The organism is Rathayibacter sp. Leaf299 (assembly GCF_001423055.1).
Classification (GTDB): domain Bacteria; phylum Actinomycetota; class Actinomycetes; order Actinomycetales; family Microbacteriaceae; genus Rathayibacter; species Rathayibacter caricis.
Genome location: NZ_LMNT01000002.1, coordinates 336,664 through 351,571 on the forward strand (window position 1 = coordinate 336,664; position 14,908 = coordinate 351,571).

Genomic DNA, 14,908 nt, shown 5'->3' on the forward strand with positions numbered 1-14,908 from the left:
CGGACCGCTAGACAGGAAGCGAGAACCGTGACCGTCACCGTCTTCTCCAGCAAGGGCGACGTCGCCTACAGCGAGGTGCGCCGCCGCATCCTGATGGGCGATCTGGCCGCCGGGACCCGCGTGCCGCAGTACGAGCTCGCCGAGGACCTGAGCATGAGCATCACCCCCGTGCGCGAGGCGCTCCGGCGGCTCGCCAGCGAGGGCCTCGTCGAGCTCGACGCCCACCGCGACGTGCGGGTCGCCGGGCTCAGCGCGGAGGAGGGGCGCGAGCTGTTCGAGGTGCGCCTCGCACTGGAGCCTGCCGCGACGGCGCTCGCCGCCGAGCGCCGCACCGAGGAGGACCTCGAGCGGATGCGCGAGGCCGCCGCCGCCCTCCGACCCGTCACGCGCGAGGAGGGGGAGGAGGCGATCCTCGCCCACTCCGCGTTCCACCGAGCCATGTACCGGGCCTCGCACAACGCCGCGCTGGTACGGCTCCTCGACGACCTGTGGGCGAAGTCCGACCGGTACCGGCGGAGGGGGCTCGAGTTGCCGTCGGGGGACGAGCCGCGCACCGTCGACCACCGCCAGCACGGCGAGCTGCTCGACCTGGTCGTCGCCGGCGACGTCGAGGGAGCCGCGGCCCTGGCGCGGGCGCACATCGAGGAGAGCCTGACCGGAGCGGTGCTCGACGTCCTCGACGCGGACTGACTCCCCGCGCTCAGACCGAGCGCGACTCCACGCTCTCGCGGCTGCCCGAGAACCAGCGCGGCGCCTGGAAGCCGTACTTCAGCACCGGGAGGTCGCGGGTGAGGCGCCAGTAGCCGAGCGCCGCCGCGACCGCGACGCCGCAGACGATCAGGGGCACGGCCGGCCCGATGGCGTCCAGCCAGCGCTGCCCCTCGAAGAGCAGCAGGAAGCTCGTGGTCAGCGAGACGAACAGTACGTGCACCACGTAGACCGGCAGGGTGTTGCGGCCGATGTACGTGATCCAGTCGGCGGCGCGCACTCCCGAGAGGAAGCGCGCGAGGACGAGGCCGGCGAGGACCGCGAGCACGCTCACGAGCACGAGGCCCACGGTGAGCAGCGGGAACGGTCCGCGGGCGACGAGGATGCCGGCCGCGGCCACCAGGAAGAGCACGCCGAAGCCGATCCCGCTCAGCAGTCCGCGGCGCTCGACGAACGCGAGGATCGCCGTGCGCAGGTGCAGCCCGATCAGGAAGAACATCAGGTAGCGGGACATGCCGTCCCAGGCGATGTTGCCCGTCCCCTCCGACGTCGTGGAGCGGATCGCGTACCAGGCCACGGCGATCGCGGTCGCGATGCCTACCTGCACGCGCCAGTCGACGCGTCCGTCGGCCAGCTTCGCGAGCACGAAGAAGATGGTGAGGGCGTAGAGGAACCAGAGCCCGTTGTGCGGCATGAGCGGCGACAGCAGCAGGTCGATCGGGTTCGTCTCGTCGGTTCCTCCGGGGTTCGGGACCACGGTGAAGAAGAGGAAGCGCACGAGCGTCCACAGCAGGAACGCCCAGACGAGGAGGCTGAGGCGCGAGCGCCAGAGCTCGCGCCACGAGCGCTTGAGCACCGAGCCCGCGAAGAGCCCGGAGGCGAGGAAGAACAGCGGCATGCGGAAGACGATCAGGAGCAGGTTGATGTCGTCCCAGGCCCGCGGGGCGATGCCGGCCGAGATCGTCCACTGCACCGAGTGCGCGAGGGCGACCAGGATGATGGCGATCCCCTTCGCCGTATCCACCCAGGTGATGCGCGTGCGTGCCATGGTCCCTCGTCCGTCGTGATCATCGATGACAGTGGCGTCGGTGCCGAGCAAGTGTTGCACGGCTGTGGGGCCCCTGAAAGTGGTTCAGCGGCTCGGTGCGTTACGGGCATGTGACAGTCGGGCCCGGTGCGGGGGAGTGCCGAGCACGCGCCCCCCGACGGGGGCGGAGGCGTCACCCGCCGACTGCCGTGCCCGATGATCGTCGTATGACTCGCGCGACGCCTCCGATCGGCGACGGAGGTCGCCGACGTCCCGTCCTCCTCGCCCTGCTCGGCGTCCTGCTGCTCGCCGGAGTCGCGGGGGTGGTCGTGGCCGTCGCCGTGCCGAGGGACGGGGCGACCTCGTCGCGCTCGACGGTCGACATGGAGGAGCGCGTCGCCGCGATCGCGGAGCGCTTCCCCGACGGCTACCCGCAGCACAGCATCCTGCTCACGGGAAGCTCGTCGTTCGGCCGGTGGACGACGTCGAAGGAGGACTTGCGCCCCCTCGAGACCTACAACCTCGGCATCGGCGGCACCACCGTGGCCGATCACCTGGCCCACCTCGACAGCATGATCGCGCCGTTCGATCCGCGCGCGGTCCTCGTCTACGTCGGCGCGAACGACATCAGCGGCGACGCCGACGGGCTCTCCGGTGCCGAGACCGCCGATGCGGTCATCGAGTACCTCGGCCGGCTGGAGGAGGTCGCGCCGGACGCCGAGGTCTTCTACGTCGAGATCGCCGAGACGCCGGCGCGCGAGGCCGTCCGCGAGGAGGTCGGGATCGCGAACGACCTGATCCGCGCGTACGCCGACACCGACGACCGCGTCGTGTTCGTGCCGACGGCCGAGGCGCTGCTCACCTCGGAGGGAGCGATCGATCCGTCGCTCTTCGTCGAGGACGGCCTGCACTTCGACGACGCCGGGTACGACCGTTTCGCGGAGGCGATCCGCTCGGTCGTGCTGCCGGCGCTGCAGTAGACGGGTCCCGATCCGCGATCGGCGAAGGGGGCTACTCGTCGTCGGCCCTGTACACCTTCCGGAACGCGTCCTTCCGTGCGATCCTCCCGCCGCGGAACTCGTAGATGTCGCAGCCGCGCGTCACCTGGACCTCGCCGTCGGGGCCCGTCCCGGTGAAGGACCACGTGCCCGCACCGCGGGTGCCCGCGATGAGGGGCTGCGCGTCCTCGTGGCGCTCCTGCCCGGTGTCGAAGGCGAGCATGAGCGCGAAGCCCTCCCGCACCTGCTCCCGGCCGGTCCAGGTGCGGCCGGGCTCGGGACCGACGGACGCGCTGTAGACGCAGTCGTCGGTGATGTGGCTCATCAGAGCCTCGAGGTCGTGGCGGGCCCAGGCGTCGCTGAACGCCGCGAGGATCTCGGGCGTCATCTCACTCGCGCTGGTCTCGGTCGAGGAGGAGTCGTTCATGAGCCGGTCCTTCGAGTCGGGGGACCGTCGTCGGTCGCTCTGCGAACCCTGGCAGGTGCGCGGTCGCGGTGACAACAGCCTCTAGCGGTCATGTCCGGAAGCGGGCGGACGGAGTCGCGTCCACCACGCGAACGCTCGCGCGAGACGACCGCTTGCGCATCGGCGCTCGGGCGGGAATACTCAAAACCACACTTTGCTAGGTTTTATCCCTGGTCGCTCGCAGCGTCGGTACTCAACGGAGAGAGGAAGCGGACATGACCACGTCGAGCGCCGTCGCGGCGGGAACGCCGTCCGGCTCGATCCCGTCGACGACGGTGCCGGACCGCGCCGCGTCCGCCGGACCGACGGAAGCCGAGCGGACGAGCCGCCCCCTCCGGCTGCACGCGGCGGCTTCTGGTCGTCGTCACCCCGCTCGAACCGGCCGTCGTCGGCAGTGGACCGACGATTCCGTCGCCGTCAACCGCTCGATCATCGTCTCTCCCTCGACAGGATGGGAGAGACCGGAACCCTCCGACCTCGATCCGGATGCGGCCCGCGACGGCCGCCGCGCCGGCACTCCTCCACCAGCTGTCCCTCCCTCCGAACGAAAGCGGTACCGACCATGACCTTGCCCCTCGCCTCCGTCCAGCTGTACACGCTGGCCAAGCAGTTCTCCGACGACCCGAACGGATCGCTCGACAAGCTCGCCGCCATCGGCCTGAAGAACGTCGAGGCGTTCGACTTCGTGGGCCGCCCCGCCGAGATCCGCGGCGCCCTCGACGCGAGCGGCCTCGCCGCTCCGACCGGGCACGCCCCGCTGCTCTCGGACGAGCTGTGGACCCCGGACGGCTCGATCCCGACGCCCGCGCCCGAGGTCGTCTTCGAGGCGGCCGCGCAGATCGGCATCCGGACCGTCATCGATCCCTTCGTCCCGGTCGAGCGCTGGCTGACCGAGGACGGCGTCGCCGACATCGCCGACCGCCTGAACAAGGCCGCCGAGATCGCCGCGACCTTCGGCCTCACGGTCGGCTACCACAACCACGCGCAGGAGTTCATCGCCTCCTTCGACGGGCAGACCGCCTACGAGCGCTTCATCGCGAGCACCGACGAGCGCGTCGAGATCGAGCTCGACCTGTTCTGGGCGCTGACCGGCGGCCAGGACGTCGCCGCGCTCGTCTCCAAGCTGGGCTCGCGCCTGGTCGCCGTGCACGTCAAGGACGGGATCGCTCCGGCCGAGAACCCGTTCGCCCCCGGGGCCGCCGCGTTCGGCTCCGACACCCTCGACCAGCGCCGACCCGGCGAGGGAGACGTTCCTCTCGTCGAGGCGCTCAAGGCCGGCGAAGGTGCGATCGAGTACGCCGTGATCGAGTACGACAACGCCCCCGGCGACGTCTTCGCCGACATCCAGGCGAGCTACGACTTCCTCGTGAAGGGCGGGTACGCGGCATGAGCGGCCCCATCGGAATCGGCGTCATCGGCGTCGGAGTCATCAGCGACACGTACCTCGAGAACCTGGCCTCCTTCCCGGACGTCGAGGTGCTCGTCGTCGGCGACCTGATCCTCGACCGGGCGAAGAGCCAGGCCGAGAAGCACGGCATCCCCGCCTGGGGCTCGGCCGAGGACGTCCTCGCGCACCCCGACGTGCAGGTCGTCGTCAATCTGACGATCCCCGCCGCGCACATCGAGGTCTCGGCCGCCGCGATCGCCGCCGGCAAGCACGTCTGGAGCGAGAAGCCGCTCGGTCTCGACCGCGCCGCGGCGGCGCAGCTGCTGCAGGACGCCGCCGCGAAGGGCCTCCGGATCGGCTCCGCGCCGGACACCGTCCTCGGCCCGGGCTTCCAGACCGCGAAGCGCGCGATCGCGGAGGGCGTCATCGGCGAGCCGATGTTCGCCTCCACCACGTTCCAGACCGTCGGACCGGACCTCTGGCACCCGAGCCCGGCGTTCCTCTTCGCCCAGGGCGCCGGCCCGCTGCTCGACATGGGCCCGTACTACTTCACCGGCCTGGTCAGCCTCTTCGGCCCGGTCGAGCGGGTGGCGGCCCTCGGGCGCAAGAAGCTCGAGGAGCGGGTCATCCGCTCCGGGCCCGACGCCGGCACGACGTTCCCGGTCGAGGTCCCCACCTCGCTGCAGGTGCTGACCTCGTTCGCCGCGGGCCAGCAGGCGTCGAGCCTCCTGAGCTTCGACTCCGCTCTCGAGCGCCACGGCGTCTTCGAGATCCACGGCACGGAGGGATCGCTCGTGATCCCGGACCCGAACCAGTTCGAGGGCCGCACGGCGTTCGTGAAGGCTCCGACCTCGATCGCCGACGGCGCGTGGGGCGAGCAGGAGTGGACCGAGATCGAGCAGAAGGGCACGGTCGTCGGCCGCGGCCTCGGGCTGCTCGACATGGTCCGCGCCATCGCCGAGGACCGCCCGCACGTGGCCACCGGCGAGCTCGGCTTCCATGTGCTCGACGTCATGCTCTCGGCGCAGGAGTCGGCCGAGAACGGCGGATTCGTCGCGGTCGACAGCACCCTGTCGGCCCCGGTGCCGGCGGTGCCGGTCGAGTTCGACCCGTTCGCGCAGACGGTCTGACACACTCTCGACACGAACGGCCCGCGACTCCGCGTCACAGGAGTCGCGGGCCGTCGACGTCGGAGAACCGGCCGTCGCCGGGTCGGCGGACCAGCGCAACGGCGAATCGATCGCTCGGGGTCGACGTGCACGACCGAACCCGCGCCGTGAAGTGGGGCGGTTCACGAAGTCATAGGAGTCCTTTCCGAGGGTGGGGGAGGGGAGTCAGGAGAAGAGAGTGCGGGCGCGGTGGGCGACCTGGATGGTCCAACCGATCCCGGCGAGGACCGCGCCGGTGAGTGTCTCAGGCGCTCCAGCCACCGAGCGGCCAGACGACCGCTGCGAGGGATCAGCCGAGAGATCCGCCGATGAAAGTGGTGGCGATAGTCACTGTGGTCAGTCAGCTGTCCACCTGGACTGCTCTTGGAAGGGGCCTCCCTCATCGCTCGCTAGGGCCGCGGTGGCTGGGTGAGCAGCTGGTGCGTCTGCTCTGTGGTCAGCGGCGGTATCGGGAGCTGCGACGCCACGTGCGGGTGAGTGCGGATGCCGTCGAGCATCAGCCACAGGTACCGGCGGTGCAGTTCTTCGACATCCTCACGGATCCGCACGTCCGGCTCCCGATGCGTCGTCTCGGCGATGCCGATGAGACCGATCTGGATGAACACCAGATCAGTGCCGGTCACATCCGTCCTCACGACACCCTGAGCCTTGGCTCGCTCAGTCAGCTCATTGACCATCGGCGCGATTCGGTCCCGCTCCCAGTCGTGCTGCTCGGGCCGCACTCGTCGCCCGGTGAGGACCTGCGCCATCCCGCGGTCGCTCGCTTGCAACGCCAGTGATCGTTCGAGGTAGTCGACGATCCCCGCCCAGGGGTCGGGGTTGTCCAGCGCATCCCGCAGCACCTGCTCGAGCTCGCCGACCTGCTGCTCGAAGATAGCGTCGAACAGCGCTTGCTTGTGGGGAAAACGACGGTACGCCGTACCCACACCGACTCCGGCATGGGCCGCGATCTCGTTCAACGTCGCATCCGCACCCCGCTCGGCGAGCAGCGTCCGGCCTGACGCAACCAACTTCTCGCGGTTCAGCTCAGCGTCTCGTCGCAGGATTCGATCGGTCATGAGCCCACCCTAGCAAAGTGGATGCTTTGTATCCGCTTAGGTGTACAGTGAGATAAGTGGAGTCACTAACTCCGCTTGAAACTTCATCAGTCCACCCCGCTCCGGCGTCCGATCGTGGCGCCCTCACGAAAGGGAGATCCCATGGTCACTGACCTGACTCTGAACAACGGCACGACCCTGCCGTCCATCGGCTTCGGCGTCTACCAGACGCCGCCGAAGGAGACCGCGCAGGCGGTTCAGACGGCGCTCGAGGTGGGCTACCGCCACATCGACACCGCCGCCGTGTACGGCAATGAGCGCGGTGTCGGCGAGGGCCTGCGACGTTCGGGCCTTGCCCGCGAGGACGTGTTCCTCGAGACCAAGGTCTGGATCGTCGACTACGGCTACGACGAGACGCTGCACGCGTTCGAGAAGGCCTCCAAGAAGCTCGGCGTTGACCAGATCGACCTTCTGATCCTGCACCAGGCCTACCCCAAGGAGTTCGAGAAGACGATCCAGGCCTACAAGGCTCTGGAGACCCTTCTCGCCGATGGCCGAGTGCGCGCGATCGGCGTGAGTAATTTCCTTCCCGTGCGGCTTGAGCGCCTGCTGAACGAGACCGACGTCGTCCCGGCCGTCAACCAGATCGAGCTCCACCCGTACACGCAGCAGCGCGAGCTGCAGGAGTTCAACCGGGCGCACGGCATCCTCACGCAGGCGTGGTCTCCCATCGGCGGGCTGCGCACCTACAGCGACGGCGAGACGCCGCTCACCGACCCGACGATCACCGCGATCGGCGAGGCGCACGGGAAGACGCCCGCTCAGGTGATGCTGCGCTGGTCCATTCAGGAAGGACGCCAGGTCATCCCCAAGTCAGTCAACCCGGCGCGCATCGCCGAGAACTTCGACGTCTTCGACTTCGCGCTCACTACCGACGAGATCACCCGCATCGACACGCTCGAGCAGGGGACGACCATGATCCCCGACGAAATGGACGTGGAATCCTTCGGCATCGAGGTCCCCGAGGCCTGACAAGCGGATCGCCCTGGGACCTCGGCCCCAGGGCGATCGCACGCTCACCGCAGCGGACGACGATCTAGGCGCCGATCGCCCTCGCCCGCGCTCCGATCACCCGCAGTCTCACCACGGCAGACACAGCACGGAAGCACACACATGCAACCCACGTCCTCCGCACAACGAGAACCGCGCCGAACAGCCGTCATCGTCAAAGCCTCGCTCTCAGGACTCATGACCGCTCTCACCCTCGCCCGGGCCGGCGTGCGCGTTACCCTGCTCGAACGCTCCGACGACAGCGGCCGCACCGGCGCATCGATCGGCATCGAGAACGGACTCCTGGAGCGGGTCACCGGCCTCAGCAGCGACCAGATCCCGCAACCGCTCGCCCCGGCGTGCAGACCTGGTTCGCCGCCCACGCGGTGCTGCGCGCCAGCATCGACGCCGACCCGCTCATCACCCTCCGCCAGAACACCTGCGTCACCCGAGTCGACCAGGACCCGCACACCGCCTGGGCGGTAACCGCTGACCACGAGCATGCCCGCGCCGACATGGTCATCGGCGCCGACGGACACCGCAGCATCGTCCGCCGCCACGTCGCTCCGAACAAGCCCGACGCGACCTTTGCCGGCTACCTCATCTGGATCGGCATCGCCGACGAATCCGCGATCCCCGCCCGCCGCTGGCCGACAGGTCTCGCCTACGAAAGCAGAGACAAGTACATCCTCCTCGGAGCCCCGCTCCCCGGGAAGGACGGATCCACGCTACCCGGGCACCGTCGCCTCGGATGGGCGCTCTACGACTCCACCCGCAACGAACTCCTACGACGAGCAGGAAGCGTCAACGGATCCGTGGTCCACCACTCGCTCATGCCTGACAGCATCCCGGCCGCCACCTACGACGAACTCGACCGCGTCGCCGCGTCCCGCTTCTCGAAACCGTGGACTGACGCCATACGCGACAGCATCGCCCGCCGCTCCGTGATCGGCACCCCGATCGCCGGATACGTCCCGTACCGACTCGTCACCGGCCGCCTCGCACTCGTCGGCGACGCCGCCCACGTCCCCACCCCGATGACCGGTAGCGGCTTCAGCGAATCCCTATACGACGCCGAAGCACTGGCTTCGGCCGTAACCGCCGAGACTGAGATACCGGCGGCCCTGCTCGACTACGAGGGACAGAGGCTACGCGAAGCCCGAAGCCTCGTCACGTCCGGTCAAGGATTCAGCCGCTCATTCGCCGGCCCGTCCCGATAAGGATCGTCAAGTGCCCGTTTTGCGCGTGCTCATCCGTTGGCGGACCTGCTCAGTCGTTGCGTTCGATGCACCCGAAGTCCCTTACCTCACCCTCAGTCGCCGAAGTGAAGATCTCACTACGAGCTTCGGACGTTGAACCGGCGACCGTCCTTCCGGCGCTGAACGAAATCCGCGATGGTGCCGATGTCCTGAGCTGCATTCCGAGCTCGCTGCACTTCGCCCGGACCTGCGCAACCGCCGCGGCTGCCCACCGCGCGCGCCAATTCATCATGTCGGTCTTGAGCTTGTCCTTTTCGTTCCACTTGAGACCCTCGTCGTAGCCGGCCGCCCATCTCGCCATGCTCGTCAGGGTCGATGCCACGTCGTCGCGAAGGTCGACGGACGGTTGATACGGACGCAACAGGAGCCCGAGGAACTCCCCTGACGAGTAGTAGGTCGGGAGCGGCGTCCTCGATCCATTCGGCGCTGTGCTACCCGATCACCAGATCACCCCGAGTGCTGTAGCTCGAACACCCCTCTCGCAAACGAGCGGACGCCGACCCTCCGATCGGCGCGGTGTTGTGCGCTGCGCGCATTTTTGCCTGGAAGCCTTCGGCAGCGTACGGGCATCCGGCGTCCACGCAAGCCGCTGCGCGGCTGGCTCCTCCGACGTTCTCGGCACGCGGTCGCTGCGCTCCCTCACATCGCGCCGACAACCTCTCCTCCGCCGCCCTCCGGGTTGCGCTCCCGCCTCCGACCCTGCTCGGCACTACGTGCCTTCCAAGCAAGAAACGCTGGGAGAGAAGGAAGAACGATCGAGCCGGACCACCCCCGCTAGCTTGACAAATCTGATTGAGAATCTCGGTAAGAAAACGAGGGGGAGGGGCAGGGAAGGACCACCGATACGGACCCGACTGCACTGACGAGAGGACCCACAATGATCGACACCACCACCGCTACCGCACCGGAGGATGCGACCCTCCTCGACGCTCTGGCCGAGTTCGCTTCCGTGTTCAGCGGAGACACCGCCGTCGACATGGGCCCGCGTCTGAACTGTGCGGAGGTCGACGCGCTGGCCGGACTCCTGCGAGCATTCGGACGAGACGAGGCCGCGGAACTGTGGATCGCGGAGCACGCCACCGACGACGACGAGGGGGACGCCCACACCCCGGAAGGAACGAAGCGATGACCGAGCAGCAGCAGACCGAAGCCGTCGCCACCTACGGGGCCGCCGTCACCGCCTACCTCACGCCCCTCACGCGCGTCGACATCGCCAAGGCGGTCACGCCTACCCTCGACTGCGAAGAGGTGACCGGGATCGCGCATCTGCTCAAGAAGGCAGGTCACCACGAGGCGGCCGGCTGGTGGCTCTTCATGCACTCTAACCAGGGGAACATCGACGAGTTCGACGACCACGTCGACTACTGGAAGGAGGCGGACCCGTGGCTCTGACCGTCTACTCGAAGCCGTCGTGCGTGCAGTGCACTACGACCTACCGGGTGCTCGAGAAGAAGGGCATCGAGTACACGACCGTCGACATCACGACCAACCCCGCGGCCCTCGCGTACATCACGGAGGAGCTGGGCTACTCCGCCGCTCCGGTGGTCGTCGCGAGCGATCAGAACCACTGGTCGGGGTTTCGCCCCGACCTGATCGAGAAGCACGCAGCGTGAGCGGCCCGGACGCCTCGAGCGACGAGTACCGGGCCGGGTATCTCGCCCGGCGAGCGGACCGGCAGGGCGAGGTCGACTGGTTGGAGAACGAGGCCGATCGGTACTACCGCCTCGCCTACGGCGACGAGCGGCGCCTCCCGAGCGTCGCCGTGACGAGCGCCGAGCTCGAACAGCGCCGGGCGCTGTCCGCGCCGCCCGTTGAGGCCACCCGTCGCGACGCTCTCGCGTCCTGGGGCATCGAGACGCCCCCCCACCGACACTCTCGCGGCCGACGCCGCGAACGAGATCTCGCCGACATCGACGGGACGAACGAACCGCACGAGCAGGAGTCTCAATGAGTGCGTCAAGGTGTCCGTCTACGGACGGAGCCCGTTTGCGGGCACGGTGAAGGGGTCCGCGTCGTAACCGGTCTGCTCGTGGATGACGACGGACCTATCGACCGTCGCGTAGACGATCCCTTCGACATCGTGGGCGAGGTCGGGCCCGTCAGAGACGGCGTCCGCGGTGGGGAGGAAGATTCGAGCCGATCCGCCGCCTGTGGCGATGCGGGCCTGATCTGCGACGGACAGCTTCAGGGAGGCGATGTACGGCGCGGTCGCGATGATAGAGGGAGCGAGCGTGAGCACGCCGCCCTCGCCCGCGTACTGGGCGCTGGATTCCATGCTCGTCTCCGCCGACATCGGACGGAAGCCCGGGTACAGGCCGAAGTGCGGCCAGGCCGCGACGTGGATCTGTTCGTTCTGCTTGTAGAGCGCGTCCCGGACGAGCGGTCGACGGTTCTCGTTGCAGCTGAGAGCGCCGATCTTTCCGATCGCGCTCTGAACGACGACGAAGTCGTCGGCCTTGCCGGAGTGGAAGATGTCCCATTCCTTACCGGAGGGCTTCGCCTTGCGGCGCTTTAGGATCGTGTTGCCCTTGTTGTCAATCACCCACATCCCCATGTACATCTTGTCGCCGTCGCGTTCGCTGAGGCCCAGGACGACGTGGATGTTGAGCTTTTTCGCCGCGAGCTCGAGTGCTTTGTGCTGGGGACCTCCGACGACGGGGGAGTTGGCGAGGTACTTGGCGCGGAACGGCGCCTGGTAGGCCTCGTCCCCGAACCACATGAAGCTCGGGTAGCCGGGCAGCCACGTCTCAGGGAACGCGACGATGTCCGCGCCGTTCTTGACGGCCTGAGCCATGAGCACGATCGTCTTCGCGACCGTCTTGTTCATGTCGAACCAGACCGGTTCGGCCTGCACGGCAGCGACCTTGTAGCTCGACTTGCCCGCGTCCGGGGTCGCGCCGGTAGGAGTCGCGGCGGTCGAGGAGACGGCTACGGCTGCGTGAGCGGCGGGAGCTGTCGCGAAGGTCGCGAGGCCAGCGGCAGCGACAGTGGCGGTCGTCGTGCCGAGAAAGCCCCGGCGGGAGAAGTGGTGGGAGGGCGTGGTCATTCGATGTCCTTGTCGAGAAGTGGTCGGGTGACTGATGCGCGGACAACGCTAGGTAGGCCTTCGCGCACAGGCGAGGACGAATCGTGCGCCGCCTAGGACGATCTCTGCACAGGTGAAACCTGCAGCGGGTGTGGTGATCGCTTACGTCACCGCAACGTCTCCGAAACATGCAGCGGTGACGATTGTCGTATGACCCGTGCGATCGCCGAGAGCATCGCCGAATGGCGCGATATCACCCGGGACCGCATCGTGCCCCTGCATTTCCACCACGTCGCTCCTGGGTTTCGAGGTCGCTTTCAGTCAGTCTCGACGTCGCACGACGTCTCGCTTTTTTCTCTCGCGACGGACGGCGTCGTCGTCGAGCGCACCACCGCACAGGCGCGAGCCGGCACGACGAGCGATGTCCTCTTCGCCATCCAGCGTCGATCGACCGGCACCCTGATCCAGAACAGCCGGACCGCGCGCATGACTCCCGGGAGCGCCGCGCTCTTCGACCCGCGCAGCGCTTACGAGTTCGACCACCGCGAGCCGCACCAGAAGCAGTTGACACTCCGAGTTGATCGAGCACGGCTTGACCTCAACGATCGCGAAGTGTCCGCCGCTGCCGGTGTATTGATTCCGGGGAAGGATCCTCGGCTGCGAGTGCTGCGCGCCTACACGACGACGCTCTGGAAGACGTCGAGCGATCTCACGAGTGCTGAACGCGCTGCGATGGGGGACATCTCGGTCGAACTTCTGGCCGGCATGCTGCGTTCGATCGTCGCCGATGAGTGTCCTCGGGACTCCCGTCGGCTGTACGAGCGACTCGTCCGCCACATCCGCGACAACCTAGCTTTGCCCTCGTTGACAGTGGAGTCACTTGCGTCCGCGCACCATGTCTCGGTCAGGGCGGTCTACGACGCGTTCCTGCCTCACGCAGCTACCCCAGCCCAGCTGATCAGGCACCTGCGTCTTCTGGACGCGTCAGCGCGACTGGGTCGAGATCGGCGTTCGACGATCACGGAGATCGCGACAAACGTTGGCTTTAATGATGTGGCGACCTTCAGGCGGGCGTTCAAACGCCAGTACGGGACAACACCCGACGCCTACCGTCAGGCAGGAGCGATGTCGAGCTGACTTGGTCAGTCCATCGGTCTGTCCTAGCAGGTTCTGAGCTGGCGGTGTCTCGGTGAACGTGCGATTGTCGCGGAGTAGCGCCCAAAGCACGCTGACACGTCGTCGGGAGAGGGCGAGGAGCGCCTGCGTGTGCTTATACCCTTCGCTGCGTTTCTTGAGATAGAAGTCACGGTTCGGTCCCTCTCGGACGACCGCGGTCTGCGCTGAGAGGTAGAGCGAACGGCGCAGATGGCGGTTGTACCGTTTCGGTCGGTGCATGTTCCCCGTTCGACGTCCGGAGTCGCGCGGGACGGGTATCACCCCGGCTGCCGCAGCCAGATGGCCGTCGTCGGCGTAGTTGTCGAGTGGCCCGGCTGCTGCGAGGAACTCCGCTCCGAGAATCGGGCCCATCCCGGGCATCGACTCGATAATCTCGGCCTGCGGGTGTGCGCGGAAGATTGAGGTGATCTGGCTCTCCAGCGTTCGAAGACGCTGGTCGAGGGCGAGGATCTGCGCTGCGAGGTCGGCGATGATCTGCGCCGCGATCGTCTCATGCCCGATCTGCGTCTGCTGTCCGCTTGCGGCCTCGAGAGCAGTTTCCGCGACCGCTGCAGCGCCCTGCACTCCCCGACGAATTAGCCACTTCGTCAGGCGCGCCTGGCCCATGCGACGCAACGCGGATGGAGTTTGATAGCCGGTAAGGAGGATGAGCGCACCCTTGTGTTTGGCATAATCGATCGCTCGGTCGAGGCGCGGGAAGATGCCGGTCAGCACATCGCGAAGCCGGTTGAGCATGCGGACGCGATCGGCGACGAAATCGCTACGGTGTGCGATCAGGAGCTTGAGGTCGGCGATGATCTCGACCGGCAGCCTGATCGGGATCAGGTCGTGCCGGTGCCGTGCCGTTTCGGCGATCACGTAGGCGTCGCGAGCGTCCGTCTTCGCTTCGCCCCGATACGCGTCCGCCATCCGGTTCACGACTCGTCCTGGAACGTACAGCGCGGACTGGCCGTGGCCCGCGAGCAGAGCGAGGAGCAGCGCAGATGTCGTGCCCACGATGTCGACTGCCCAAGTGAAGTCCGCGCCGAGGGCGAGCACTTCGGCGAGCGAATCGAGGATCGCGCCTTCGTCGTTGCTCACCTTTCTCGTCCAGAGCATCGCGCCCTGGTCATCGATCGCTGTCACCCAGTGATGCGCTTTTCCTGCATCGATGCCCACCCAGACGTGAGCTCGTTGATCGTTCAACCCGTCCTCCTCAGTCCTGATCTACCTCGTGAAGGCCCGAGGAGCACCCGACCGTCATCTCCGTAAACAGCGACTGCAACGCACATCTCAATTAGCGGCCAGGGGCACCCCAGGGGACCGGACGGCCACTCCTGCTGAGCCACACGAACGGCGACGACAGATAAGCCACATCCGGCCCCCTCGGGCCACCACCAAACTTACGGAGACGACAGATGAGCACTAGGACGATCACCGGGAACCTCTCCACCGACCCCGAGGCCGTGCAGGCAGGACGCGTGCAGATCGTGAAGCTGCGCGTGATCGAGAACACCGGCGAATACCGGGCGGGGGAGTGGACCCTGCACGAGGCCCCCACGACGCACTTCGTGGAAGCGAAGTTCGAGCTGGGCGAGCACGTGCTCGCCTCCCTCCACAAGGGCGA

General features: G+C 67.7%; 17 protein-coding genes and 1 pseudogene. 12 read left to right on the plus strand and 6 right to left on the minus strand.

The annotated features are described in order from the left end of the window. Positions 1-27 precede the first annotated feature (27 nt). Positions 28-690 carry a GntR family transcriptional regulator gene (locus ASF48_RS08875; protein ID WP_055789938.1) on the plus strand — a complete coding sequence of 221 codons (663 nt, stop codon included), beginning with the start codon at positions 28-30 and terminating at the stop codon, positions 688-690. 10 nt (positions 691-700) lie between these two features. Here the strand turns inward: ASF48_RS08875 and ASF48_RS08880 are convergent, their stop codons facing one another. Then, complete coding sequence (locus ASF48_RS08880; RefSeq protein ID WP_055789941.1) at positions 701-1,756, minus strand: acyltransferase family protein; 1,056 nt, start codon at positions 1,754-1,756, stop codon at positions 701-703. A gap of 206 nt (positions 1,757-1,962) precedes the next feature. Here ASF48_RS08880 and ASF48_RS08885 point away from each other — a divergent pair, with 206 nt between their 5' ends. Further along, a complete protein-coding gene (locus ASF48_RS08885) occupies positions 1,963-2,715 on the plus strand; it encodes a GDSL-type esterase/lipase family protein (protein ID WP_055789944.1) in 753 nt (250 codons plus the stop codon). A 31-nt stretch (positions 2,716-2,746) separates the two neighbouring features. Here the strand turns inward: ASF48_RS08885 and ASF48_RS08890 are convergent, their stop codons facing one another. Beyond that, positions 2,747-3,160, minus strand: a complete 414-nt coding sequence (locus tag ASF48_RS08890; protein ID WP_055789947.1) for a nuclear transport factor 2 family protein — start codon at positions 3,158-3,160, stop codon at positions 2,747-2,749. A gap of 601 nt (positions 3,161-3,761) precedes the next feature. On the opposite strand from ASF48_RS08890, the gene ASF48_RS08895 reads away from it, so the two are divergent. Continuing rightward, a complete protein-coding gene (locus ASF48_RS08895) occupies positions 3,762-4,589 on the plus strand; it encodes a sugar phosphate isomerase/epimerase family protein (protein ID WP_055789950.1) in 828 nt (275 codons plus the stop codon). Continuing rightward, positions 4,586-5,716, plus strand: a complete 1,131-nt coding sequence (locus ASF48_RS08900; RefSeq protein ID WP_055789953.1) for a Gfo/Idh/MocA family protein — start codon at positions 4,586-4,588, stop codon at positions 5,714-5,716. Before ASF48_RS08895 ends, ASF48_RS08900 begins: the two co-directional genes overlap by 4 nt. A gap of 428 nt (positions 5,717-6,144) precedes the next feature. Here ASF48_RS08900 and ASF48_RS08905 read toward each other — a convergent pair whose 3' ends face one another. Next, positions 6,145-6,813, minus strand: a complete 669-nt coding sequence (locus ASF48_RS08905; RefSeq protein ID WP_055789956.1) for a TetR/AcrR family transcriptional regulator — start codon at positions 6,811-6,813, stop codon at positions 6,145-6,147. A 141-nt stretch (positions 6,814-6,954) separates the two neighbouring features. Between ASF48_RS08905 and ASF48_RS08910 the strand changes: the two genes are divergently transcribed. From ASF48_RS08910 to ASF48_RS19390, 3 genes are all read left to right on the plus strand, one after another. Next, positions 6,955-7,824 (plus strand): aldo/keto reductase, encoded by an 870-nt coding sequence (locus ASF48_RS08910; protein WP_055789959.1) that lies wholly within the window; start codon positions 6,955-6,957, stop codon positions 7,822-7,824. 141 nt (positions 7,825-7,965) lie between these two features. Further along, positions 7,966-8,328, plus strand: coding sequence for an FAD-dependent monooxygenase (locus ASF48_RS20110; RefSeq protein ID WP_157603115.1), 363 nt, complete (start codon positions 7,966-7,968; stop codon positions 8,326-8,328). Beyond that, positions 8,229-9,062, plus strand: coding sequence for an FAD-dependent monooxygenase (locus tag ASF48_RS19390; RefSeq protein ID WP_235577218.1), 834 nt, complete (start codon positions 8,229-8,231; stop codon positions 9,060-9,062). Before ASF48_RS20110 ends, ASF48_RS19390 begins: the two co-directional genes overlap by 100 nt. A 49-nt stretch (positions 9,063-9,111) precedes the next feature. Here ASF48_RS19390 and ASF48_RS08920 read toward each other — a convergent pair whose 3' ends face one another. Then, positions 9,112-9,423, minus strand: coding sequence for a hypothetical protein (locus ASF48_RS08920; RefSeq protein ID WP_157603117.1), 312 nt, complete (start codon positions 9,421-9,423; stop codon positions 9,112-9,114). A 555-nt stretch (positions 9,424-9,978) separates the two neighbouring features. Here ASF48_RS08920 and ASF48_RS08925 point away from each other — a divergent pair. The 4 genes from ASF48_RS08925 to ASF48_RS08940 are packed head-to-tail and all read left to right on the plus strand — an operon-like array spanning position 9,979 to position 11,052. Then, entirely contained in the window at positions 9,979-10,230 is a 252-nt protein-coding gene (locus ASF48_RS08925; RefSeq protein ID WP_055789965.1) for a hypothetical protein, read from the plus strand. Then, on the plus strand, positions 10,227-10,493 hold the full coding sequence (locus tag ASF48_RS08930; protein WP_055789968.1) for a hypothetical protein: 267 nt from the start codon (positions 10,227-10,229) through the stop codon (positions 10,491-10,493). Before ASF48_RS08925 ends, ASF48_RS08930 begins: the two co-directional genes overlap by 4 nt. Next, positions 10,484-10,714, plus strand: a complete 231-nt coding sequence (gene nrdH / locus ASF48_RS08935) for a glutaredoxin-like protein NrdH (RefSeq protein ID WP_055789971.1) — start codon at positions 10,484-10,486, stop codon at positions 10,712-10,714. The genes ASF48_RS08930 and nrdH overlap by 10 nt, the downstream gene beginning before the upstream one ends. Then, positions 10,711-11,052 carry a hypothetical protein gene (locus ASF48_RS08940; RefSeq protein WP_055789973.1) on the plus strand — a complete coding sequence of 114 codons (342 nt, stop codon included), beginning with the start codon at positions 10,711-10,713 and terminating at the stop codon, positions 11,050-11,052. Before nrdH ends, ASF48_RS08940 begins: the two co-directional genes overlap by 4 nt. Before the next feature lie 18 nt (positions 11,053-11,070). On the opposite strand, the gene ASF48_RS08945 is transcribed toward ASF48_RS08940, so the two are convergent. After that, positions 11,071-12,147 (minus strand): nitrilase-related carbon-nitrogen hydrolase, encoded by a 1,077-nt coding sequence (locus tag ASF48_RS08945; protein ID WP_055789975.1) that lies wholly within the window; start codon positions 12,145-12,147, stop codon positions 11,071-11,073. Positions 12,148-12,336: 189 nt separating this feature from the next. Here ASF48_RS08945 and ASF48_RS18985 point away from each other — a divergent pair, with 189 nt between their 5' ends. Further along, entirely contained in the window at positions 12,337-13,263 is a 927-nt protein-coding gene (locus ASF48_RS18985) for an AraC family transcriptional regulator (protein ID WP_082481163.1), read from the plus strand. A 39-nt stretch (positions 13,264-13,302) separates the two neighbouring features. Here ASF48_RS18985 and ASF48_RS08950 read toward each other — a convergent pair. After that, positions 13,303-14,487 (minus strand): annotated as a pseudogene (locus ASF48_RS08950) (IS110 family transposase); the annotation flags it as partial. Between the last annotated feature and the right edge of the window lie 421 nt (positions 14,488-14,908).